We start from the raw sequence: 20576 nt of genomic DNA on the forward strand, positions 1-20576 counted from the left end.
CCCTCAAGCGATGAAGGGTCAGGCGTCGATGCTGTCCTTGGAGGCGCCGTCGCCCCCGGCCGCCTCGGCGGCGGCCTGCTTCCGGGAGGCGATGAGGCTGGTGATGGTGGTGATGACGAGCACGCCGCAGATCACGGCCAGGGAGACCGGGATGCTGATCTCCGGGACATGCACCCCCAGCTCGTGCAGGGCGTGCAGCACCAGCTTGACGCCGATGAAGCCCAGGATGACCGACAGTCCGTACGACAGGTGGACCAGCTTCTTCAGCAGGCCGCCGATGAGGAAGTAGAGCTGCCGCAGACCCATCAGGGCGAAGGCGTTCGCGGTGAAGACGATGTACGGGTCCTGCGTCAGGCCGAAGATCGCGGGGATGGAGTCCAGCGCGAACAGCACGTCGGTGGTGCCGATGGCGAGCATCACGACCAGCATCGGGGTCATGACCCGCTTGCCGTTCTCCTCGATCCACAGCTTGGTGCCGTGGTACCGGTCGGCGACACCGAACCTGCGCTCGGCTGCCTTCAGGAGCTTGTTCTCCTCGTACTCCTCGTCCTCGTGATCGGCGCGGGCCTCCTGGATGAGCTTCCAGGCGGTCCAGATCAGGAAGGCGCCGAAGATGAAGAACACCCAGGAGAAGCTGGCGATGATCGCCGCGCCGGCCGCGATGAAGACGGCCCGCAGGACCAGGGCTATGAGCACACCGAAGAGCAGGACCCGCTGCTGGTACTGCGCGGGCACCGCGAACTTCGTCATGATCAGGACGAAGACGAAGAGGTTGTCGACACTCAGCGACTTCTCGGTGATGAAGCCGGCGAAGAACTCCCCGGCGGGCTGGGCGCCCCCGAAGTAGAACAGTCCGAGGCCGAAGAGTCCGGCCAGGGCGATCCAGACGGCTGTCCAGATACCCGCTTCCTTGATGGACACCTCATGCGGCTTGCGGCCGATGAAGAAGTCCACCGCGATCAGGGCTGCCAGCCCCACGATGGTCAAGACCCACAGGGTCATCGAGACGTCCACTGCACCTCCGGCATCACGTCACGGCAAACATCAGCGTTGTCGCTGCCGGAGGTCTCTTCCACCCGAGGAACGGGCCGGCGCCCCGGAATCCATGGGGATTCGTACTGACGGGGCCGCCGCATCAGGGAGTACTCCCCTCCGCACGAATACGGTAGCGCAATCACCAAGGGAGAGTAAAGAGAAAGGTAAAGTAAAGACCAAGTGAGCAGCTCAGAGGTTCTTTACTTCCTCTTGATCCTGGCTGCGGAGACCGCGCCGAGTACTTGCTGAACGACCGTGCCGCCCTGCGGTGGCAGGGACGGTTCGAAGGTCCAGGCGTGTCCGACCCAGGGATCGGCGAAATGGTCGTCGGGTGATGGCGTCAATCGCATCAGCGAACGCCACAGCGGGTCGAGCAACGGCCCGTACTCCCCCGCGTCCGCCCGGTCCGCGACCAGCAGCAGATGGACCCCGGCCGCCGGACCCTCGTCGGCGAGGAAGCGGAGCCGGGTCAGAGCGCGGTCGTCGAAGCCCTGCGGGAAGTCGTTGACGATCAGCAGCCGCCGGGCCGTGTCGAAGCCGTCCGGCAGCGCCTCGGTGGCGCCGCCACCGATCGCCATGCGTACGAGGTCGACCCGCCGGGTGAGCGACTCCAGCGCCTGCGTGACGCCCGCCGTGCCCCTCGCGGGCGGTCCCGTCAGTGCGCCCGACCGGGTGAGGGCGCCGAGCGGTCCGGCCCCGGCCCCGGCCGGGTCGATGACCTCCACGGAGAATTCCCCCACCGGATGGACGGCGAGCAGCCGCGCGGCGAGGGCGACGGCGACTTCCAGGGCCAGGCGGCGACGCTCGGCCGAGTCGTTGAAGTCGGCCGGTGTGGCGCCGCTGTCGACCCACAGGCCCCGCTCCAACGGGAGCCTGACCAGCATCGGGATACGCAGGGACGCGCTCTCGGGGAGGTGGAGGTCGCCCAGCCGTACGGCCTGGGGCGACTCGGCCGGCATCCGGTGACCGTGCCAGACGGGGCTGTCCCAGCGGGCGTACGCGGGTGGCAGGGCGGGCTCGACGACCTCCGCCTCGGCGGTGAGCTGGGCGACGTCACGGTCGTGGGCCGCCTTCGCCCGGCCCATCAGCTCGTCGTGCTTGGCCTGCGCCGCCTTCCGTGCCGCGTCCCCGGCGCCGCCGATCCTGGCGCGCGGATCGGCCAGGGCCTCGTCGAGTTCGCGGTCCAGGCGGCCGGCGGCGAAGTCGGCCGCGCTCCGGAGGGCGGCGGTGGAGCGGGCCAGGTCCTCGAACATGCCCCAGACCTGGTTGTACAGCCGCTCCTCTATGGACCAGCCCGCCGCGTCGCCCGCGACGGGCTGTGGCTGTGGCTGTGGCTGTGGCTGTGGGGAAGCCTGTCGGCCGGGGTGGGTGTAGTCGAGCGGTCCGCCCATGGCCGCCTCGCTGAGGCGCCCCGCTTCATGGATCGTTTCGGCCACATCGTGGGCATCCGGCAGCCCCAGGTCCGCCAGGAGCGCCGTGAGGCCCTCCGCGTACCCCTGGCCGACCGCGCGCACCTTCCAGCCGCCCTGCCTGCGGTACAGCTCCAGCGCGACGACGGCCGACTCCGCGTCAAGACCGGCGAGGGTGAAGCGGACGATCTCCGTGCCGTCGGCATCGGTGACGGTCGCTCGCGGGGCGGCGGTCGCGCCGAACCGCACTGCCGAGCCCGGCAGCGCCAGCAGCACGGTGACGCGGTGCACCGCTTCGGGCAGCTCCCCCAGGTCGACGGAGAGGCGGTGCTCGGCGGCGGCCGCGCGGGGCACTTCGACGCCGGGGAGGGCGGGAGCGCCGGGATGGGCGATCCGGTGACCCTCATGGACGCGGCCGCCCTCGTCACCGAGAGCGGCCGCCACGAGCACGGGGACCTCGGCCGAGATCAGGATCTCCAGCCGGGTCCGGGGCAGCGGGTGGTTCTGCCCCCGCACCAGTTCGGCCCCCATCGCCGTCCCCCTGTGTCGTGTGGTGGTGCGCGCCGGGCGGGTTCTACAGGTGCGGCAGGATCGCCGGCATCAGGTCCTGGAAGGTGCGCCCGTTGGCCGGCTCGCCCAGCGCGGTCATCGTCCAGCCGGCGCCCTGGCGGTGCACCTTGGCCATGATCTGCGCCGTGTACTGGCCGCCGCCCGCCAGCGTGTAGCGCGCGAGCTCCTGGCCGTTGGTCTCGTCCACCAGGCGGCAGAACGCGTTCTGCACCTCCTGGAAGGTCTGCCCGGTGAAGGAGTTCACCGTGAAGACGATCTGGTCGACGTGGGGCGGAACCCGCTGGAGGTCCACCAGCACGGCCTCGTCGTCACCGCCCTGCCCGACACCGCCGACGAGGTTGTCCCCGGTGTGCCGCACGGAGCCGTCGTCGCTCACCAGATGGCGGAAGAAGACCACGTCGACCGGCTGCTTCTCCGCGAAGAGGACCGCAGAGGCGTCCAGGTCGATCTCGCGGGTGCGCGAGCCGAACAGCCCGCGTCGCTTCGCCGCCTGCCAGCCGAGACCCATACGGACCGCGGTCAGGGTGGCCCCGTCCTTCTTCTCCAGGCTGATGGCCTGGCCCTTGGTCATGTTGACGGTCACGGCTGAATCCCCTCTCGGTGTTCCCCTGTTGCCGCGCATCGCGCGGTTGCCCAGAACCCTACGCAGCGTCGCCGACCGTGCCGAACCCCGGCCCGCGCTTTGTGTCGGTGTTGCAACACTGGGCGCGTATGCCGAGGTCCGGACGGGTCGGGAGGGTCAGGCGAGACCGGCCTCCCGCATCTGGCGCAGTTCCTTCTTCATCTCGGACACCTCGTCACGCAGCCGGGCGGCGATCTCGAACTGGAGCTCCGCGGCGGCCGCGCGCATCCGGTCCGTCATCTCCTCGATCTGCCCGGCGAGTTCGGCGGCCGGCTGGTCGGTGGGCTGCGTCTTGCCCTTGGCCTTCGTCCTGGCCGCCTTCGCCTTGGCGTCGGCGGTCGCCTTGCCACCCAGGCTGGGCACCGGCGTCTTGGCCGCCTTGCCGTCCTTCTGCTGCCGGTAGCCGGTGCCGAGGAGCTGCTCGGTGTCGACATCCTCGCGGGCGATCTGCGCGACGATGTCGTTGATCTTCTTGCGCAGCGGCTGCGGGTCGATGCCCTTGGCCTTGTTGTACGCGACCTGCTTCTCGCGGCGCCGGTTGGTCTCGTCGATGGCCTTCTCCATCGCCGGGGTGATCTTGTCGGCGTACATGTGAACCTGGCCGGAGACGTTGCGCGCCGCACGGCCGATGGTCTGGATCAGCGAGGTGCCGGAGCGCAGGAAGCCCTCCTTGTCGGCGTCGAGAATGGCCACCAGGGACACCTCGGGCAGGTCGAGGCCCTCGCGCAGCAGGTTGATGCCGACCAGGACGTCGTACTCACCGGCGCGCAGCTCGCGCAGCAGCTCCACGCGGCGCAGGGTGTCGACGTCGCTGTGCAGATAGCGGACCTGGATACCGAGTTCGACGAAGTAGTCGGTGAGGTCCTCGGCCATCTTCTTGGTGAGCGTGGTGACCAGGACGCGCTCGTCCTTGTCGGTGCGCTCCCGGATCTCGTGCACCAAGTCGTCGATCTGGCCCTCGGTGGGCTTGACCACGACCTCGGGGTCGACCAGGCCGGTCGGGCGGATGATCTGCTCCACCACCCCGTCACCGCGGGACAGCTCGTAGGCGCCCGGCGTCGCCGACAGATACACGGTCTGCCCGATGCGCTCCTGGAACTCCTCCCACTTCAGCGGGCGGTTGTCCAGCGCGGAGGGCAGCCGGAAGCCATGGTCGACCAGGGTGCGCTTCCTGGACGCGTCGCCCTCGTACATGGCGCCGATCTGCGGGACGGTGACGTGCGACTCGTCGATGACCAGCAGGAAGTCGTCCGGGAAGTAGTCGAGCAGGGTGTTCGGCGGGGAGCCGGGGAGGCGGCCGTCGAAGTGCATCGAGTAGTTCTCCACGCCGGAGCAGGTGCCGATCTGGCGGAGCATCTCGATGTCGTAGGTGGTGCGCATCCGCAGACGCTGGGCCTCCAGGAGCTTGCCCTGCTTCTCCAGCTCGGCCAGGCGCTCCCCCAGCTCCTTCTCGATGCCGTTGACGGCACGCTCCATGCGCTCCGGTCCGGCGACGTAGTGGGAGGCGGGGAAGACGTAGAGCTGCTGGTCGTCGCTGATGATCTCGCCGGTGATCGGGTGCAGCGTGGAGAGCGCCTCGATCTCGTCGCCGAACATCTCGATGCGGACGGCCAGCTCCTCGTAGACCGGGAAGATCTCGATGGTGTCGCCGCGCACGCGGAAGGTGCCGCGGGAGAAGGCGGTGTCGTTGCGCGTGTACTGGATGTCGACGAAGCGGCGCAGCAGGTCGTCCCGGTCGATCTCCTCGCCGACCTTGAGGGGGACCATGCGGTCCACGTACTCCTGCGGGGTGCCCAGGCCGTAGATGCAGGAGACGGAGGCGACCACGACCACGTCACGGCGGGTGAGCAGGGAGTTGGTCGCCGAGTGGCGCAGGCGCTCGACCTCCTCGTTGATCGAGGAGTCCTTCTCGATGTAGGTGTCCGACTGCGGGACGTACGCCTCGGGCTGGTAGTAGTCGTAGTACGAGACGAAGTATTCGACCGCGTTGTTGGGGAGCAGCTCGCGGAACTCGTTGGCCAACTGGGCGGCCAGCGTCTTGTTCGGCGCCATGACCAGGGTCGGGCGCTGGAGCTTCTCGATCATCCACGCGGTGGTGGCGGACTTGCCGGTACCGGTCGCGCCGAGCAGTACGACGTCCTTCTCGCCGCCCTGCACACGCTTGGCCAGGTCGGCGATGGCCGCCGGCTGGTCGCCGCTGGGCTGGTAGGGGCTGACGACCTCGAAGGGCGCCACCGTGCGTTCGATCTTTGAAACGGGCCGCATGGAATCAACCGTACGACCCCCCACTGACAACGGGCCGGGAGTCAGTTGCGCTGCGGGGTGCGGGAGCCGTGGGCGTCGGCGTGGACCGGCTCCCGGTGCGGCCGGTGCGGCGGGCGAATGCGCTGGTGGGAGGGTACGGCGGCGGCCGGGACGCCCGGCTTGGACTCCTCGGGGATGCGCCGCGGCGCGCCCTTGACCATCAGCGGATCGAACATCACGACGACGGCCGCGAGGAGCAGGAGGGCGAGCGGTCCGATGAGGATCGGCGCGAGCACGGCGGCCGGGGAGCCGCTGGTGGCGGTGCCGGGGGTGCCGTGGAGGTGCACGGTGAGTCCGGCCATCCCGGTGTAGTGCATGCCGCTGACGGCGAGGCCCATGACGAGACTGGCGCCGATGCTGCCCCGCCATCCTCTGACGCTTCCGGCGGCCCAGAGGGCGACGGTGGCGGCCACGACGGCGATGACGACGGAGGCGACGACACCGGTGATGTCGTAGGTGAACTGTCCGTCGAAGCGCATGCCGGCCATGCCGAGATAGTGCATCGAGGCGACGCCCAGACCGGTGATCGTGCCGCCGGTGACGAGCGAGGTGCCGGTGGCGCCCCGGTAGCCGATGATGAAGATCCCGACGCCCACCATGAGGATGGCCAGACCGAGGCTTGCGTAGGTCATCGGTTTGTCGAAGCGGATCGGCGTCTCGTCGATGGAGAAGCCCATCATGGCGATGAAGTGCATGGTCCAGATGCCGGAGCCGATCGCGGTCGAGCCCAGGGCCAGCCACGCGGGCCGCCAGGAGTGGGTGACCAGCAGGGACCGGGTGGTGCAGCGCAGGCCGAGGGCGCCGCCCAGGCAGGCCATCACATAGCCCACGAGGGGGGTGACGACCCCGTAGCTGAATCCGTCGATCGTGCCTCGCATGCGCGGCTGTTCCTCGCCTTCTCGCGTCCCTCTACCGACGCGATGTTCCCCCTGCCCCGGACCGCTGTGGCGGTCGGGGCTGTCGGAGAGAGTATGGCCGCCACCGGAATGGTCGAATGATTTTCCGGCAAAGAACCACGGCTTTACCCCACTTGTGCGGCACCGGTGTGCGGAGTTGGGCTCCGCCGTTCATCGTGTGGCCATTCCGCGCTCCTGTGCCGTTGACGCTCTGCTGTCACTCTGGTGCTGTTGGTATTCGCCGGACGTGAGGAGTACGCATGCACGCGCACGCAGTCGCCGCCGCGGCCACCGCCGCCCTGGGGGCGACGGTCCTGCTGAGCCCCGGCTCCGACGGCCGGCCGGTCCGGGCGGCCCAGCCCACGGTGGTCGCCCACCGCGGGGCCTCCGCGTACGCGCCCGAGAACACGCTGTCCGCCATCGACAAGGCGGCGAGGCTGGGCTTCTCCTGGGTGGAGAACGACGTGCAGCGCACCAAGGACGGCAAGCTGGTCGTCATCCACGACGACAGTCTGGCGCGCACCACGAACGTCGAGGACGTCTTCCCCGGCCGGGCTCCCTGGAAGGTCAAGGACTTCACGGCGGCGGAGATCGCCCGGCTGGACGCGGGGAGCTGGTTCTCCCCCGTCTTCGCGGGCGCGCGCGTGCCGACGCTGGAGCGCTACATGCGCCGGGTCGAGCACAACCACGAGAAACTCCTGCTGGAGGTCAAGAACCCCGAGCTGTACCCGGGCATCGAGGCACAGATCCTCAAGACCCTGAGCAACGAGGGCTGGCTGGACCGCGCGCACCGGAGCCGCCTGATCGTGCAGAGCTTCAGCGCGGACAGCATCCGTACCGTGCACCAGCTCAAGCCCGCGCTGACCACCGGCTTCCTGGGCCGCCCGAAGATCGCCGAGCTGAGCGGGTACGCCCGGTTCGCCGACCTGATCAACCCGGCGTACGCGGACATCTCCGCGAGCTACGTCTCGACCGCGCACGCGCTGAAGGGACCGCACGGCAAGCCTCTGCGGGTCTTCACCTGGACGGTGAACGACGCGGCCACGGCGCGGAAGGTCCGGGGCTACGGCGTCGACGGCATCATCACCAACAAGCCGGACGTGGTGCGCACGGCCCTCAGCGCCGACTGATTCCCAGGTCAGGGCCCGTTGTCGGTGGTGGGTCGTAACGTGGTCGGCATGGACAGCCAGGGGCAGGACGGGCAGCGGGTCGTGTGGGCGGTCGTGGACAGCCGCATCGGCCCGCTGATGCTGGCCGCGAGCGGCCAGGGACTGGTGAACGTGGTCTTCCACGCCACCGGCCCGGTGTGCGAGCGCGCGCTGAAGCGGCTGGCGGCGCGGTACGGCACCGAGCCGGCCGAGGAGCCGGGCGCGCCCCTGCTGGCGGAGGCGATACGGCAGGTCGAGGCGTATCTGGCGGGCGAGCGCCAGGACTTCGACCTGCCGCTGGACTGGTCGCTGATCTCCGGCTTCAACCGGGCGGTGCTGCGCGAGCTGGCCGACGGCGTCCCGTACGGCACGGTGGTCGGCTACGGCGATCTGGCCCGGCGGGTCGGGCAACCGGGCGGGGCGCAGGCGGTGGGCACGGCGATGGGCGCCAACCCGCTGCCGGTGGTCGTGCCGTGTCACCGGGTGGTGGAGAGCGACGGCGGGATCGGGGGGTTCGGGGGCGGCCTGGAGACGAAGCGGCAGTTGCTCGCGCTGGAGGGCGTGCTGCCCGAGCCGCTGTTCTGACGGTGCCTCCCGCCGATTCCTACGCCCGGCGTTTGGCCGGGGGTCGCGCCCGCCAGGAATGAGGGGAGGCGACTGACGGGAGGCGGGCGCGTGGTGCTGGTGTTGTCGGAGGAGGTCCGGGAGGCGACGGGCACCGGGCGGCCGGTGGTGGCCCTGGAGTCCACGATCATCGCGCACGGGCTGCCACGCCCGCGCAATCTCCAGGTGGCGCTGGAGCTGGAGGACGTGGTCCGGCGCGAGGGTGCCGTGCCCGCGACGATCGCCGTACTCGACGGACAGCCCCATGTCGGGCTGGACAAAGGCCAGTTGGAGCGGGTCGCCAACGACGACGGCATCCGCAAACTGGGCCACCGGGACCTGCCGCTCGCCATGGCGTCCGGAGCGAGCGGGGCCACCACGGTGTCGGCGACGGCCCAGTTGGCGGCGCTGGCCGGCATCCGGGTGTTCGCCACCGGCGGGCTGGGCGGGGTGCACCGGGAGTGGACGACGACGCAGGACGAGTCGGCCGACCTGGGGCTGCTGGCCCGGACCCGGATCACCGTGGTGTGCGCGGGCGTGAAGTCGATCCTGGACGTGCCGGCCACCTTGCAGCGGCTGGAGACCCTGGGCGTGGCCGTCGCCGGTTACCGCACCGAGCGGTTCCCCGGCTTCTATCTGTCCGACTCGGGCCATCCGGTGGACTGGGCGCTGCGGGACCCGGAGCAGGTCGCGGAGGTGATGCGGGCGCAGGACACGCTCGGCGGACCGGAGTCGGCGCTGATCGTGGCCAATCCCGTCCCGCCGGAGCAGCAGCTCGATCCCGAGCTGCACGCGCGCGTGCTCGCCGAGGCGCTGCGGGCCTGCGAGGAGGAGGGGATCACCGGCCAGGCCGTCACCCCGTTCCTGCTGGCCCATCTCGTCCGGCACACGGACGGGGCGTCGCTGCGTGCCAACCTGGCGGCGGTGCGCGGCAATGTGGAGCTGGCGGCGCGGATCGCCACGGCGTGGGCGATGAGGTGACCGGCGGCCCGGCGGGAGGGCTGCTGGTCGTCGGGGACGTGATCACCGACGTGGTGGCCCGGCACCGGGGCCCGCTCGCCGCGCGCACCGACACGGCCGCCGTGATCCGGACCCTGCCGGGCGGCGCGGGCGCCAACGTGGCGTGCTGGGCCGCCGACGCGGGCTGCGCGGACGTCACGCTGCTGGCGCGGGTGGGCGCGGACGCGGCGCGGTGGCACGAGCGGGAGCTGCTGGCGGCCGGGGTGCGGCCACGGCTGGTGGTAGACCCGGTGGCGCCGACCGGCACGGTGATCTGCCTGGTCGACGGGGAGGCGGCGGCCGAGCGCACGTTCCTCACCTCCAGCGGGGCTTCGCTGCGGCTGGAACCGGCCGACTGGTCGGAACGGTTACTGGATGGCGTGGCCCGGCTGCATCTGTCGGGGTACCTGCTGTTCGCCGAGTCCAGCCGGGCGTTGGCCGGGACCGCGCTGGCGGCGGCGCGGGCGCGCGGGGTGCCGGTGAGTCTGGACCCGGCTTCGGCGGGGTTCCTCGCGCGGTTCGGGGCGGACCGGTTCCTGGAGTTCGCCAAGCAGCTCGATGTGCTGTTGCCCAGCCGGGACGAGGCGTGCCTTCTTACGGGGTCGTCCGACTGGGCCGAGGCGGCGGCGGAGTTGAGCGGGCTCGGGCCGGTGGTGGTGGCCAAGTCGGGGGCGGAGGGGGCCTTGGTGGCACGGTCGGGGAAGGTGAGCGCCCGGGTTCCGGCGGTACCGGCCCGGGCGACGGACAGTACGGGGGCCGGGGACGCGTTCACCGGCGCGTTCCTCGCGGCTCTGCTGGCGGGCGCCCGTGCGGAGGTCGCGGCGGAGTGGGGGTGCCGGGCCGGGGCGCGGGCGGTGGAGGGGGTGGGCGGCCGGCCGCCGCGCCCGGACGACGACGGGCAGGCGCCGCACACCCCCTGAGCACTCAGACCTTGCGCCCCCACGCCGAGATCATCGGCGCCGTCGCCAGATCCATCCCGCCCGCTGCCACATTGGCGAGATGGCGGTCGATGTCCTCGTCGGTGGCGAGCCCCGCTTCGACCAGGCGGCCCCGGATCTGACGGACCGTGGCCAGTTCGAGCGCGGTGCACGCCGGTGAGGTGAGCGGGAAGTACGCGTCGGCCTCGACCTGCCGCAGCCCGGCCTCACGGAGCAGCCGCGGCAGCCGGCGTCCGTAGGAGAGGTCGGCGCCGCGCTCGGCGAGGAGGCTGCGGAAGCCCTGGCGGAGCCGGTTGGCGAGCCGTTCCTCGGGGCCGTGCTCGTCGGGGCAGGTCAGGGGTTGCAGGGCCGGGTCGGCGTCCTCGATCAGCAGCCGGCCGCCGGGCCGCAGCGCGTCGATCATGGAGCGCAACGCCCGCTCCCGGTCCGGGACATGGACGAGCACGAGCCGGGCGTGCACCAGGTCGAAGCCCCGGCCGGGCGGCTCCTCGGCGCCCACGTCATGGGTACGGACCTCCACCGGCGGCCGGGCTACGGTGGCCAGGCGCGAGGTGTCGATGTCGGTGGCGAGGACGGTGCCGGTCGGGCCGGCCTTCCGGGCGAGCCAGGAGACGACGGAGGTGCCCCCCGCGCCGACCTCCCAGCAGCGCCAGCCGGGGCCGATACCGAGACGTTCGAGGTGGCGGAACGTGGTGGGGTCGAAGAGGGAGGCGAAGGCGTCGAAGCGTTCGCCCGCCTCGGTCTGCCGGTTGTCCAGGAGGTATCCGTCCGAGGGCGTCATGTCCCGCATCGTCCCAGCCGGTCGGCGGGTCCGGGGCGGCCGACCCTCCGTCCACAGGCGGGAACCAAGCGGAATCCATGATTCCCACAGGCTTCCCCAGCTTTCTTGACGGACTGGCAGACTGATCGCGCAGGGCACGAAAGGTGTCAGGTGCGGAGATCCAGGCAAGGAGATCCAGATGTCGATGGCGGGGAATCTGCGGAAAGTCACCAAGCTGAGCAAGGTCGGCGGTCTGCGCAAGGTGGCCGGTCTGGCCCGGCGCCGACCGCGTGTGGACCTGAGCCACCCGGCCAGGTCGCCGCTGGGTTCCTCGGTCGTGAACTGCGTGACGTATCAGGACGGCATACGCGTGCCGGGCTCCGCCGATGTGGTGGACGCCGTGAAGACGGTCCGCAACACCGGCGACGGTTTCGTCTGGCTCGGTCTGCACGAGCCGACCACCGAGGAGTTCGCCGATGTGGCCGAGCTGTTCGACCTGCACCCGCTGGCGGTGGAGGACGCGGTGGAGGCCCACCAGCGCCCGAAGCTGGAGCGGTACGGCGACACGCTCTTCGCGGTGCTGAAGACGGTCTGTTACGTGGAGCACGAGAAGCTGACGGCGACGAGCGAGGTGGTGAACACCGGCGAGCTCATGGTGTTCGTCGGCGAGGACTTCGTCATCACCGTGCGGCACGGCCACCATGGCTCACTGGGGCCGCTGCGCGAGGAGTTGGAGTCGCGCCCGCGTCAGCTCGCCAAGGGCCCGTCGGCGGTACTGCACGCCGTCGCGGACCATGTGGTGGACGAGTATCTGAACGTCACGGACGCCGTGCAGGGCGATATCGAGCACGTCGAGACGGACGTCTTCTCGGAGGAGGGCGGGCGGGCCGATCCGGGGCGGATCTACCAGCTCAAGCGCGAACTGCTCGAACTGAAACGGGCCGCGGTGCCGCTGGTGCGCCCGGTGGAGGACCTGGCTACCCGGCCGATGAGGGTGGTCGACCCGGAGATACAGGCGTACTTCCGCGATGTGATGGACCATCTGATACGGGCCAAGGACCAGATCGCCGCGTTCGACGAGCTGCTCAACTCCATCCTCCAGGCGCATCTGGCCCAGGTGACGGTCGCGCAGAACGAGGACATGCGGAAGATCACCGCCTGGGCCGCGATCGTCGCGGTGCCGACGATGGTGTGCGGGGTCTACGGCATGAACTTCGAGTACATGCCGGAGGCGCGCTGGCACTACGGCTACCCGGTGATCATGGGCATCACCGCGCTGGCCTGTGTCGCGCTCTGGCGGGGTTTCCGGCGCAACGGCTGGTTCTGACGGTCCTACGGGCTGGCAGGCGATGTCAGCCGTTCCAGGCGGGGTGCCGGGGGTCGTCGGCGCGTACGACGACGTCGGCCGTCGCGGCGGGGTCGGTCTCCGTCTCGTAGCGGGCGAAGGCGGGGAGCGTCCAGTGGTCGGCGTCGGGGGTGCGGCGGCGCAGGGCGCCGGGCGACAGCAGGACGTGGACGGTCAGGTCGAAGGGGAACCAGTGCTGGAGGAGAAGGGGGCCATGCAGGAGCAGTACCCCGCCGGGTGGTAGCCGGACGTAGGAGCTGCGGGTGGCGCGGTCGGTGACCGGGTCCCACAGGTCGGGCAGCACCCGCCCGTCGCCGTCGGCGTCCAGGGGGCCGAGGACCTCGCGCCACAGCGCGCCGGTGTCGAACCAGCCGCTGTAGTACGACTCCTCGTCGCGCCGCCCGTGCTCCAGGCGGAGGGAGGCGGGGCGCAGGAAGCCCTCGGCGCCGACGACCAGTGAGGGCCGGCCGCGTACCCGGAGCGCTTCGGAGATGCGGGTGGCGAGGTCTCCCGGCCCGGCGGCGGGCGCTCCGTCGAGGACCACCCGCGGCCAGGGGCTGCCGTCGGCGGGCTCCAGCGCCAGAATCCGGTCGGCGAGCCGTTCGGCCAGCCGCTCCCAGGTGATCGCTTCGAGTCGCACACGCCCATGATGCCGGGAAGCCGGCAGAGGGAGGCACGGGGAGGCAAAGGGGAGGACAGAAAGGAGGAGCGGCCCGGTCCCGTGCGGGAGGGCGGGCCGGTGGCGGGGAAGGAACCGCGTATGGCACGTCCCGCAGGTGCACGTCGTCCCGTGGAGCCGCGCTCCCCCGCGCTGCCCGGTGCCGGGGGCGGTCCGGTCGTGGTGCAGCCGCAGCGGCGCAAGCACTGCGCGGCCTGTCGGCAGGGGCCGCTGGCGCTGCTGGTGCTGGAGGACGGGGTGCCGCGTTGCCTCGACTGCGCGGATCTGGGGCACCTGGTGTTCCTGCCGCGCGGGGATGCCGCGCTGACCCGCAGGGCGCGGGAGGAGAGCGGGCTGTCGGCGGTGGTGGTGCGGTTCGCGCGGCGGCGGGGGCGGTACGAGCGCCAGGGCCTGCTGGTGGAGGAGGCCGCGCTGGCGCGGGCGGAGGAGCGGTGCCTGGCGGACGCCGAGGTCCGGGAGCGGCGCCGGGTGCGGAACGCGCGGCGGCGGGTGGCGGAGGACGAGCGCTTCGTCGCGGAGTTCGCGGCGGAGATCGGGCGGCTGTTCCCCGGCCGGCCGGGCGCGGGCGGTCGCCGGGCACGCGGCTCTGCGGGGCAGCGGGCGGGTCGGGCGGAGCGCGGCCGGACGGGCGCTGTCGGAGGCGGCGGTGACCTCGGCGGTGGTGGCGTCGGTGCGGCATCTGGACACGCCGTACGACGGGCTGCTGATGAGCGGGGTGCCCCGGCGCGAGGCGCGCGAGCGGATCGCCGGGGCCGTGGAGGGAGTGCTGCGGGAGTGGCGGGAGCCGGGCGCGCGGGAGGTGGTGGAACCGGAACAGGAGCAGGGAGAGGAGTGACGGGAGTGGAGCGAGGGAGTGGTGGTCCGCGGACACGGGACGGTGGGCCGTGGAGTGCGGAAAGGTGGCGTCCGCCGCCCTGCGCGGGGGTCGGTGGCGACGTATCGTGGCCGGAAGGACACCGGGCCGGGGCCGCCTCCGTGCCGGGTGACCGACGAGTGACCCCCGCCCGATGCCGCACGGCTCGTGGTACCCCCAGTGCCCTCCATACCCCGGTACACGTCCGCGAGGAAGACGCCCATGGCCGATCCCAAGGGGTTCATGAGCACACCGCGCCAGGAGTGGCCGCGGCGGCCCGTGGTGGAGCGGGTCCGGGACTGGGACGAGGTCTATGTGCCGGGGGCGTTGCTGCCGATCGTGAGCGCACAGGCGAACCGGTGCATGGACTGCGGGGTCCCGTTCTGCCACGACGCCTGTCCGCTGGGGAACCTGATCCCCGAGTGGAACGATCTGGTGGCGCGGTCGGACTGGCGGGCGGCGAGCGAGCGGCTGCACGCGACGAACAACTTCCCCGAGTTCACCGGGAGATTGTGTCCGGCGCCCTGCGAGGCGGGGTGTGTGCTGGCGATCAACCAGCCCGCCGTCACGATCAAGAACGTGGAGTGGGCGATCGCCGAGCGGGCCTGGGAGGAGGGGTTCGTGCCGCCCCGGCCGCCGGACCGGCTGTCCGGGAAGACGGTCGCGGTGATCGGGTCCGGGCCGACCGGGCTGGCGGCCGCGCAACAGCTCACGCGGGCGGGGCACACCGTGGCGGTGTACGAGAAGGACGACCGGATCGGGGGGCTGATGCGGTACGGCATCCCCGAGTTCAAGATGGAGAAGCGCTTCCTGGACCGGCGCCTGGAGCAGATGCGGGCGGAGGGGACGCGGTTCCGTACGTCGACGGCGGTCGGGCGGGACGTGCCGGCGCCGGAGCTGCGGTCGCGGTACGACGCGGTGGTGATCGCCACCGGGGCCACGGCGTGGCGGGAACTGGCGGTGCCGGGGCGGGAGTTGGCCGGGGTCCATCAGGCCATGGAGTACCTCCCGCCGGCCAACCGGGTGTGCGCGGGCGACCTGGAGGCCAACCCCCTGTCGGCGGCCGGGCGGCATGTGGTGATCGTAGGCGGCGGGGACACCGGGGCCGACTGTCTGGGGACGGCGGTGCGCGAGGGTGCCGCGTCCGTGACCCAGTTGGACATCTACGCCCGGCCGGGCGGGGAGCGGGACGCGGAGGCGGAGCCGTGGCCCACATACCCGAAGCTCTACCGTCTCTCCGGCGCGCACGAGGAGGCGGGTGAGCTGCGGACCGCTCCGGCGGCGGACGCGGACGCGCGGCTGTTCGCGGCGTCGACGCTCCGGTTCACCGGGGACGACCGGGGGCGGGTCAAGGAGCTGCACCTGGTGGAGGTGGACGAGCGGCGGCAGCCGGTGGCGGGCACCGAGCGGGTGCTGCCGGCCGACCTGGTGCTGCTGGCACTCGGCTTCTCCGGGCCGGACCGCGCCGACGGGCTCATCGACCAGTTGGGGCTGGAGACGGAGCCGCGCGGCACGCTCGCGCGGGACGGGGAGTTCGCCACGAACGTGCCAGGCGTGTTCGCCGCCGGGGACGCGGCGCGCGGTCAGTCGCTCATCGTGTGGGCGATCGCGGAGGGACGGGCGGTGGCGGCCGCCGTGGACCGGTATCTGATGGGTGAGTCGTGGCTGGAGGCGCCGATCTCGCCGCACGACCGGCCGATGGCGGTGTAGCGCGGTGCAGCCATCGGCCGGGCCAGAGGGGAGGGGGGCGGGGAGGGGGTGGGGGCGGGGGACGGGGGGCCAAGGGTGGTGCGCAGAGTCAAAACGCAGAGTCAAAAACAGTGACAGCCGTTCAGGACAGCAGGAAGTCCGCCTCTCCCGCCTTCGCGCCCTCGATGAAGGCGGTCATCTCGGCGGTGGTGTATATCAGCGCGGGGCCGTCCGGGTCGGTGGACTGGCGCAGGGCGATGCGGCCATCGGCCAGCTTCATGGCCTCCAGGCAGTTGCCGCCGTTGCCGCCGCTCCAGGGCTTGTGCCAGCCCACGGCGCCCAGTTCCCGCGCGGGCATGCCGTTGTAGACGCGGCGGCGCGGATTGATGCGATCCATTCACAGCTCCTTGCGGAGATCCCGCAGGATCTCCTTCGTGCGTTGTGCCGTGGCGGCCTGCGCCGCCATGCGGTCCATGACCTCCAGGTGGGTGGCCACCTCGGAGCGCGCGTCGAGGTAGACCGCGCCGGTCAGGTACTCGCTGTAGACCATGTCCGGGAGTTCGGGCATGGCGAACCGGAACAGTACGAAGGGGCCGTACGTGCCCGGATGCGGCCCGTTGGCGAACGGGGCCACCTGGAGGGTGACGCCGGGCAGCGTCGTGGCCTCCAGGAGTTTGTCGAGCTGGGCGCGCATCACCTCGGGTCCGCCGACCGGGCGGCGCAGGGCGGTCTCGTCCATCACGGCCCAGAAGCGGGGCGCGTCGGGGCGGGTGAGGAGTTCCTGACGGCGCATCCGGAGGTCGACGTGGCGTTCGATGTCGTCAGGGCTGGTCTGCCCGATGGCGCCGGATCTGAGCACCCCGCGCGCGTAGTCCTCGGTCTGGAGCAGTCCGGGGACGAAGTGCGGCTCGTAGGAGCGGATGAGCGAGGCGGCGCCCTCCAGGCTGACGTACATGGAGAACCAGCCGGGCAGGATGTCGTGGAACCGCTGCCACCAGCCGGGCCGGTTGGCCTCCTCGGCGAGCTGGACGAAGAGTTCGGCCTCGTCGTCCGGAACGCCGTAGGACTTCAGCAGGAGTTGGAGGTACGGGATCTTGAGGGAGACCTCGGCCATCTCCATGCGGCGCACGGTGGCGGGGGCGACGCGCAGGACGCGGGCGGCCTCCTCGCGCTTGAGCCCGGCGCGTTCCCGCAGGTCCAGCAGGCGGCGGCCGAGGACCACCTGACCCACGGTCGGCGCGGACCGCGGTTCGCTCACGTTGCCACCTCCGACGGAAGGGATACCGGTTGCCTGGGCGGGGATACCCGGTGCGGGGGCCCCGACAGCCCTGCGGCGCCGTTCGAAGACGCATTCGACGATCCGGGCGGATCGGCGAGGGTCCCAATTGGCGCCGCGCGAGGTGCTGTTGCGAGCAGTGTGCCACGGCCGTTCACCGCGTCCTACCGCACTCTGCATTTTTCAGAGTGACACTTGCCAAGTGTTCACGGCGGGGAGATAGTGGCAAGCGTGATTCCGTCCGCGCCCTTAGGAACAGACTCCGCCGCAGACCGTTCCCGTCCCGGCGTCGCACCGGCACCGGCAACGGCCGGGGCCGGCCGCCGGTTCCGCTTCGAGCTGGCCGCGCATCCGGGCTCCCCGGCCCAGGCCAGACGCCTGGCGCGGACCCGGCTCGCCGGCTGGTCGGTGTGCGCGGACACCTGTGAGAGCGCGGTCCTGGTCGTCTCCGAGCTGGTCACCAACGCCGTCGTGCACACCGCGAGCAGTCGCGTGGTGTGCGAACTGGCCGACCACGACGGCCTGGTGCGCATAGCCGTACGGGACGAGGGCTGCGCGCCCGGCGAGCCCCACCCGGCACAGCAGCGCCCCGACGAGGAGCACGGGAGGGGGTTGCTTCTGGTCGCCGCGCTGTGCCGGGCCTGGGGTGCCCAGGAGTACGGTCCGGGCCTGCTGGTCTGGGCCGAGCTGGACCGCGGCCCCGCCACGGAAGGCCGGCCCGAAACCCCGGCGCACACGGACACCGACGACACCCGCGCCGCCACCGAACCCCGCCACGACCTCGGCTGGGGCACGCGCGGCAAACCCGACCCGTCCCGCGCCCCGGGCGAGGACGTACGCTCCGCCCCCGCCCGCCACATCCGGGTGCCGGAGCAGTACGCCCGTGCCGCCGAACGGGCCGAGGCCTGGAGCCGGTCGTGACCGGCGCCGCCGGGCAGCCGCTCGGTCTGAACACGCTGGTCCGGCTCGGACGCGGCCGCCCCGCTCCGGACCGGGTCCCCGGACCGCCCGTACCCGAGGGCATGACCGCCCCGCTCGGCTGCGACGCCGTCGCCATGCCCGACCGCCTGGCCGCCCTGATCGTCCCCCGACTCCCCCGGGTGGGCTGTGTGTACGCCGAGGGCGGCCGCTGGTGGTGGCTCGTCCCGGCCGACTCCGACTACGCGCTCCCCTGGCCCGCCCCCGCCCAGTACGCCCCCGGCGCCCCCGTCCCCCGCACCGCCCATCTGCTGCGCCGCCCGGCCGGCACGATCCCCTACACCCCGCCGATCCCGCTCTACCTGGCCCTGTGCCGGGTCACCGGCACCACCCCGGACTGGTCCCGCCCCATATCGGCCTGACGGCATCCTGCCCCGCGCACCCCCGCCCGCCGTCCCTCCCCGCGCACCCCCGTACGCCCCCGCTCGCGCTCTGCCCGAGCCGGGCGCCCGCGGCGATAGTGGCCGTTCGGTCACGGCGAGGGGGAGGTCCGCGGTGCGGCGGCAGCGGCGGGGACGGAACAAGCCGGGCGAATCAGGGAACCCTGACGGCCCCGAGGTCTCGGAGTCCGAGCGGCTCCTCTTCGGCGGCCCCCTCCGGTACGACATGGGGTGGAACGAGCACGCCGACGCCTTCCTGGAGCTGAGCCTGCGCTCGATGGTGCGGCGGCTGCCCGGCATGCTGGCGTCCAGTCTGGAGCTGGCCCGACAGGCGGACTCGAGGGCCGCCCGTACCGTACTCGCCGCCGAGGTGGGCCGGGGTGTGGCCCAGGCGGTGAGCCTGCTGGCCGTCAACAGCGCGCTCGGCAGCCTGCTCACCGGCCCCGACATCGAGAACCGGCTGCGCGCCGCCGTACCCGCCCTCGCGGTGATGGCCGTGACGATGCTGATCTCGGCGCTGCTGCGGGCCGCCTCCACCTATGCCACCGGGCGCCTGGAGCCCAAGGTGGAGCGGGTGGCGACCGAGCTGTATCTGGAGCGGGCGGCCAATGTGGAGCTGGCCGCGATCGAGGACCACGCCTTCCACAAGCTGCTGGACACCGCGCAGTACGGCGCCCGCTCGGCGCGCCACATGATCTCCTACAGCGCGCGGGTGATCAACGCGCTGATCTCGCTGCTGGCGGCCGCCGGTGTGCTGACCGTGCTGCATCCCGCGCTGCTTCCGCTGCTGGTCACCATGACGCTGCCGAGCGCCTGGAGCGCGCTGACCAACGCGCGGCGGCGCTACGAGTCGTTCCACACCTGGGTGCAGCACGTACGGGCCGGGCAGCTCATCGGCAGTCTGCTGACCGAGCCGGGAGCGGCGCCGGAGATCCGGGTGCACGGGGTCGGCCCGTTCCTGCTGCGGCACTACCGGGCGATGTCGGAGACGGCGGAGGCCGAGCAGGCCCGGCTCTCCCGGCTCGCGGCCCGCACCGGGCTGGCGGCGGCCGCCTGGACGGGGCTGGCGACCCTCGCCACCTACGCCACCCTGGGCGCGCTGCTGCTGGCCGGGGCGATGGCTCTCTCGGTGGCGGGTACGGCGGTGATCGCCATCCGTACCGGCTCGGCGAGCCTGGACACGCTGGTGCTGGAGATCAACCAGTTGCACGAGGAGGCGCTGTTCGTCGGGGACCTGAAGCGACTGTACGTGGAGGCGGCCGAGCGGGCGATCCCGGTGGGCGGGGAGGAACTGCCGGAGGAGCCGAAGGAGATCAGGTTCGAGGACGTCACCTTCAGCTATCCCGGTGAGGCGGCGCGGCCCGCGCTGGACGGGGTGAGCCTCAGTCTGCCCATGGGCCGGATCATCGCGCTGGTCGGCGAGAACGGTTCGGGCAAGACGACCCTGGTCAAGCTGCTCGCGGGCCTGTATGCGCCGGACCGGGGGCGGGTGCTGTGGGACGGGGTGGACGCGGCGCGGGCGGACCGGCGGCGGCTGGCCGAGCGGGTGGCGATGGTGGCGCAGGACTTCAAGCGGTGGCCGTTCACTGCGCGGGTCAACGTGGCGGTGGGCCGTTCCTCCGTACCGATGACCGAGGAGCGGCTGGCGGCGGCGGTCGCGGAGGCCGGTGCCGAGGAGGTGGTCGCGGGTCTGCCGCGCGGTCTGGACACCCTGCTGGCCCGTAATTTCACCGGCGGCCACGAGCTGTCCGGGGGCCAGTGGCAGCGGCTCGGGATCGCGCGGGCCGCCTACCGGCGCGGTGGCATCCTGATCGTGGACGAGCCGACGGCGGCGCTGGACGCGCGGGCCGAGCTGGCGGTGTTCGAGAAGATCCGGGCGCTGGCGGGCAGCGGGCAGACCGTCGTACTGATCACGCACCGGCTCGCCTCGGTCCGGCACGCGGATCTGGTGCATGTGCTGGAGCGGGGCCGGCTGGTGGAGTCCGGCAGCCCGGAGGAGCTGCTCGCGCGGGGCGGGGTGTACGCGGAGCTGTACGCGCTCCAGGCCGGGCAGTTCACCGCCCCCGTTCCCGCGCCGAGGTCCGGCTGAGCC

General features: G+C 72.0%; 18 protein-coding genes and 1 pseudogene. 10 read left to right on the top strand and 9 right to left on the bottom strand.

The window, feature by feature from the left end:
• Positions 1-18: 18 nt before the first annotated feature.
• The 5 genes from E5083_RS10830 to E5083_RS10850 all read right to left on the bottom strand — a co-directional run bounded on the left by E5083_RS10830 (position 19) and on the right by E5083_RS10850 (position 6818).
• Positions 19-1002 (bottom strand): TerC family protein, encoded by a 984-nt coding sequence (locus E5083_RS10830; protein ID WP_167513514.1) that lies wholly within the window; start codon positions 1000-1002, stop codon positions 19-21.
• A gap of 233 nt (positions 1003-1235) precedes the next feature.
• A complete protein-coding gene (locus E5083_RS10835; RefSeq protein ID WP_135785438.1) occupies positions 1236-2975 on the bottom strand; it encodes a TerD family protein in 1740 nt (579 codons plus the stop codon).
• A 43-nt stretch (positions 2976-3018) separates the two neighbouring features.
• Positions 3019-3597: a TerD family protein gene (locus tag E5083_RS10840; protein WP_135785439.1), complete on the bottom strand. Its 579-nt coding sequence runs from the start codon at positions 3595-3597 to the stop codon at positions 3019-3021.
• 156 nt (positions 3598-3753) lie between these two features.
• Positions 3754-5901, bottom strand: coding sequence for an excinuclease ABC subunit UvrB (gene uvrB, locus E5083_RS10845; RefSeq protein ID WP_135785440.1), 2148 nt, complete (start codon positions 5899-5901; stop codon positions 3754-3756).
• 41 nt (positions 5902-5942) lie between these two features.
• A complete protein-coding gene (locus E5083_RS10850) occupies positions 5943-6818 on the bottom strand; it encodes an MHYT domain-containing protein (protein ID WP_135785441.1) in 876 nt (291 codons plus the stop codon).
• Positions 6819-7096: 278 nt separating this feature from the next.
• Here E5083_RS10850 and E5083_RS10855 point away from each other — a divergent pair, with 278 nt between their 5' ends.
• From E5083_RS10855 to E5083_RS10870, 4 genes are all read left to right on the top strand, one after another.
• Positions 7097-7966 (top strand): glycerophosphodiester phosphodiesterase, encoded by an 870-nt coding sequence (locus E5083_RS10855; RefSeq protein WP_135785442.1) that lies wholly within the window; start codon positions 7097-7099, stop codon positions 7964-7966.
• 48 nt (positions 7967-8014) lie between these two features.
• Positions 8015-8569, top strand: a complete 555-nt coding sequence (locus tag E5083_RS10860) for a methylated-DNA--[protein]-cysteine S-methyltransferase (protein WP_135785443.1) — start codon at positions 8015-8017, stop codon at positions 8567-8569.
• Between the two features lie 90 nt (positions 8570-8659).
• A complete protein-coding gene (locus E5083_RS10865) occupies positions 8660-9568 on the top strand; it encodes a pseudouridine-5'-phosphate glycosidase (protein WP_208754024.1) in 909 nt (302 codons plus the stop codon).
• The gene (locus E5083_RS10870) at positions 9553-10506 is read left to right on the top strand and encodes a carbohydrate kinase family protein (RefSeq protein ID WP_135785444.1); all 954 of its coding nucleotides are present in this window, start codon (positions 9553-9555) and stop codon (positions 10504-10506) included. The genes E5083_RS10865 and E5083_RS10870 overlap by 16 nt, the downstream gene beginning before the upstream one ends.
• Before the next feature lie 4 nt (positions 10507-10510).
• On the opposite strand, the gene E5083_RS10875 is transcribed toward E5083_RS10870, so the two are convergent.
• The gene (locus tag E5083_RS10875) at positions 10511-11305 is read right to left on the bottom strand and encodes a methyltransferase domain-containing protein (protein WP_135785445.1); all 795 of its coding nucleotides are present in this window, start codon (positions 11303-11305) and stop codon (positions 10511-10513) included.
• Between the two features lie 178 nt (positions 11306-11483).
• Between E5083_RS10875 and E5083_RS10880 the strand changes: the two genes are divergently transcribed.
• The gene (locus tag E5083_RS10880; protein ID WP_135785446.1) at positions 11484-12611 is read left to right on the top strand and encodes a magnesium and cobalt transport protein CorA; all 1128 of its coding nucleotides are present in this window, start codon (positions 11484-11486) and stop codon (positions 12609-12611) included.
• Positions 12612-12636: 25 nt separating this feature from the next.
• Here the strand turns inward: E5083_RS10880 and E5083_RS10885 are convergent, their stop codons facing one another.
• Positions 12637-13269: a nucleoside/nucleotide kinase family protein gene (locus E5083_RS10885; RefSeq protein WP_135785447.1), complete on the bottom strand. Its 633-nt coding sequence runs from the start codon at positions 13267-13269 to the stop codon at positions 12637-12639.
• A 120-nt stretch (positions 13270-13389) separates the two neighbouring features.
• Between E5083_RS10885 and E5083_RS10890 the strand changes: the two are divergent.
• Together E5083_RS10890 and E5083_RS10895 are read left to right on the top strand one after the other, a co-directional pair.
• Positions 13390-14143, top strand: a pseudogene (locus E5083_RS10890) (DUF2293 domain-containing protein).
• Positions 14144-14383: 240 nt separating this feature from the next.
• Positions 14384-15871 carry a glutamate synthase subunit beta gene (locus tag E5083_RS10895; RefSeq protein WP_135785448.1) on the top strand — a complete coding sequence of 496 codons (1488 nt, stop codon included), beginning with the start codon at positions 14384-14386 and terminating at the stop codon, positions 15869-15871.
• 121 nt (positions 15872-15992) lie between these two features.
• On the opposite strand, the gene E5083_RS10900 is transcribed toward E5083_RS10895, so the two are convergent.
• Both E5083_RS10900 and E5083_RS10905 read right to left on the bottom strand, forming a co-directional pair.
• Positions 15993-16247, bottom strand: coding sequence for a DUF397 domain-containing protein (locus E5083_RS10900; RefSeq protein ID WP_130334574.1), 255 nt, complete (start codon positions 16245-16247; stop codon positions 15993-15995).
• Positions 16248-17108 carry a helix-turn-helix domain-containing protein gene (locus tag E5083_RS10905; protein WP_135785449.1) on the bottom strand — a complete coding sequence of 287 codons (861 nt, stop codon included), beginning with the start codon at positions 17106-17108 and terminating at the stop codon, positions 16248-16250.
• Positions 17109-17348: 240 nt separating this feature from the next.
• Here E5083_RS10905 and E5083_RS10910 point away from each other — a divergent pair, with 240 nt between their 5' ends.
• From E5083_RS10910 to E5083_RS10920, 3 genes are all read left to right on the top strand, one after another.
• Positions 17349-18047 carry an ATP-binding protein gene (locus E5083_RS10910; RefSeq protein WP_135785450.1) on the top strand — a complete coding sequence of 233 codons (699 nt, stop codon included), beginning with the start codon at positions 17349-17351 and terminating at the stop codon, positions 18045-18047.
• Positions 18044-18466 (top strand): hypothetical protein, encoded by a 423-nt coding sequence (locus tag E5083_RS10915; protein ID WP_135785451.1) that lies wholly within the window; start codon positions 18044-18046, stop codon positions 18464-18466. Before E5083_RS10910 ends, E5083_RS10915 begins: the two co-directional genes overlap by 4 nt.
• Before the next feature lie 244 nt (positions 18467-18710).
• Positions 18711-20573: an ABC transporter ATP-binding protein gene (locus E5083_RS10920; protein ID WP_244317494.1), complete on the top strand. Its 1863-nt coding sequence runs from the start codon at positions 18711-18713 to the stop codon at positions 20571-20573.
• Positions 20574-20576: the final 3 nt, after the last annotated feature.

Source organism: Streptomyces bauhiniae (assembly GCF_004784475.1).
Lineage (GTDB): Bacteria > Actinomycetota > Actinomycetes > Streptomycetales > Streptomycetaceae > Streptomyces > Streptomyces seoulensis.

Bases quoted from the DNA above. Each gene is read 5' to 3' on its own strand.
- E5083_RS10835 (WP_135785438.1), bottom strand. From the start codon at position 2,975: ATGGGGGCCGAACTGGTGCGGGGGCAGAACCACCCGCTGCCCCGGACC.
- E5083_RS10830 (WP_167513514.1), bottom strand. From the start codon at position 1,002: ATGACCCTGTGGGTCTTGACCATCGTGGGGCTGGCAGCCCTGATCGCG.
- E5083_RS10850 (WP_135785441.1), bottom strand. From the start codon at position 6,818: ATGCGAGGCACGATCGACGGATTCAGCTACGGGGTCGTCACCCCCCTC.
- E5083_RS10900 (WP_130334574.1), bottom strand. From the start codon at position 16,247: ATGGATCGCATCAATCCGCGCCGCCGCGTCTACAACGGCATGCCCGCG.
- E5083_RS10860 (WP_135785443.1), top strand. From the start codon at position 8,015: ATGGACAGCCAGGGGCAGGACGGGCAGCGGGTCGTGTGGGCGGTCGTG.
- E5083_RS10875 (WP_135785445.1), bottom strand. From the start codon at position 11,305: ATGACGCCCTCGGACGGATACCTCCTGGACAACCGGCAGACCGAGGCG.
- E5083_RS10880 (WP_135785446.1), top strand. From the start codon at position 11,484: ATGTCGATGGCGGGGAATCTGCGGAAAGTCACCAAGCTGAGCAAGGTC.
- E5083_RS10920 (WP_244317494.1), top strand. From the start codon at position 18,711: ATGGGGTGGAACGAGCACGCCGACGCCTTCCTGGAGCTGAGCCTGCGC.
- uvrB (WP_135785440.1), bottom strand. From the start codon at position 5,901: ATGCGGCCCGTTTCAAAGATCGAACGCACGGTGGCGCCCTTCGAGGTC.
- E5083_RS10895 (WP_135785448.1), top strand. From the start codon at position 14,384: ATGGCCGATCCCAAGGGGTTCATGAGCACACCGCGCCAGGAGTGGCCG.
- E5083_RS10855 (WP_135785442.1), top strand. From the start codon at position 7,097: ATGCACGCGCACGCAGTCGCCGCCGCGGCCACCGCCGCCCTGGGGGCG.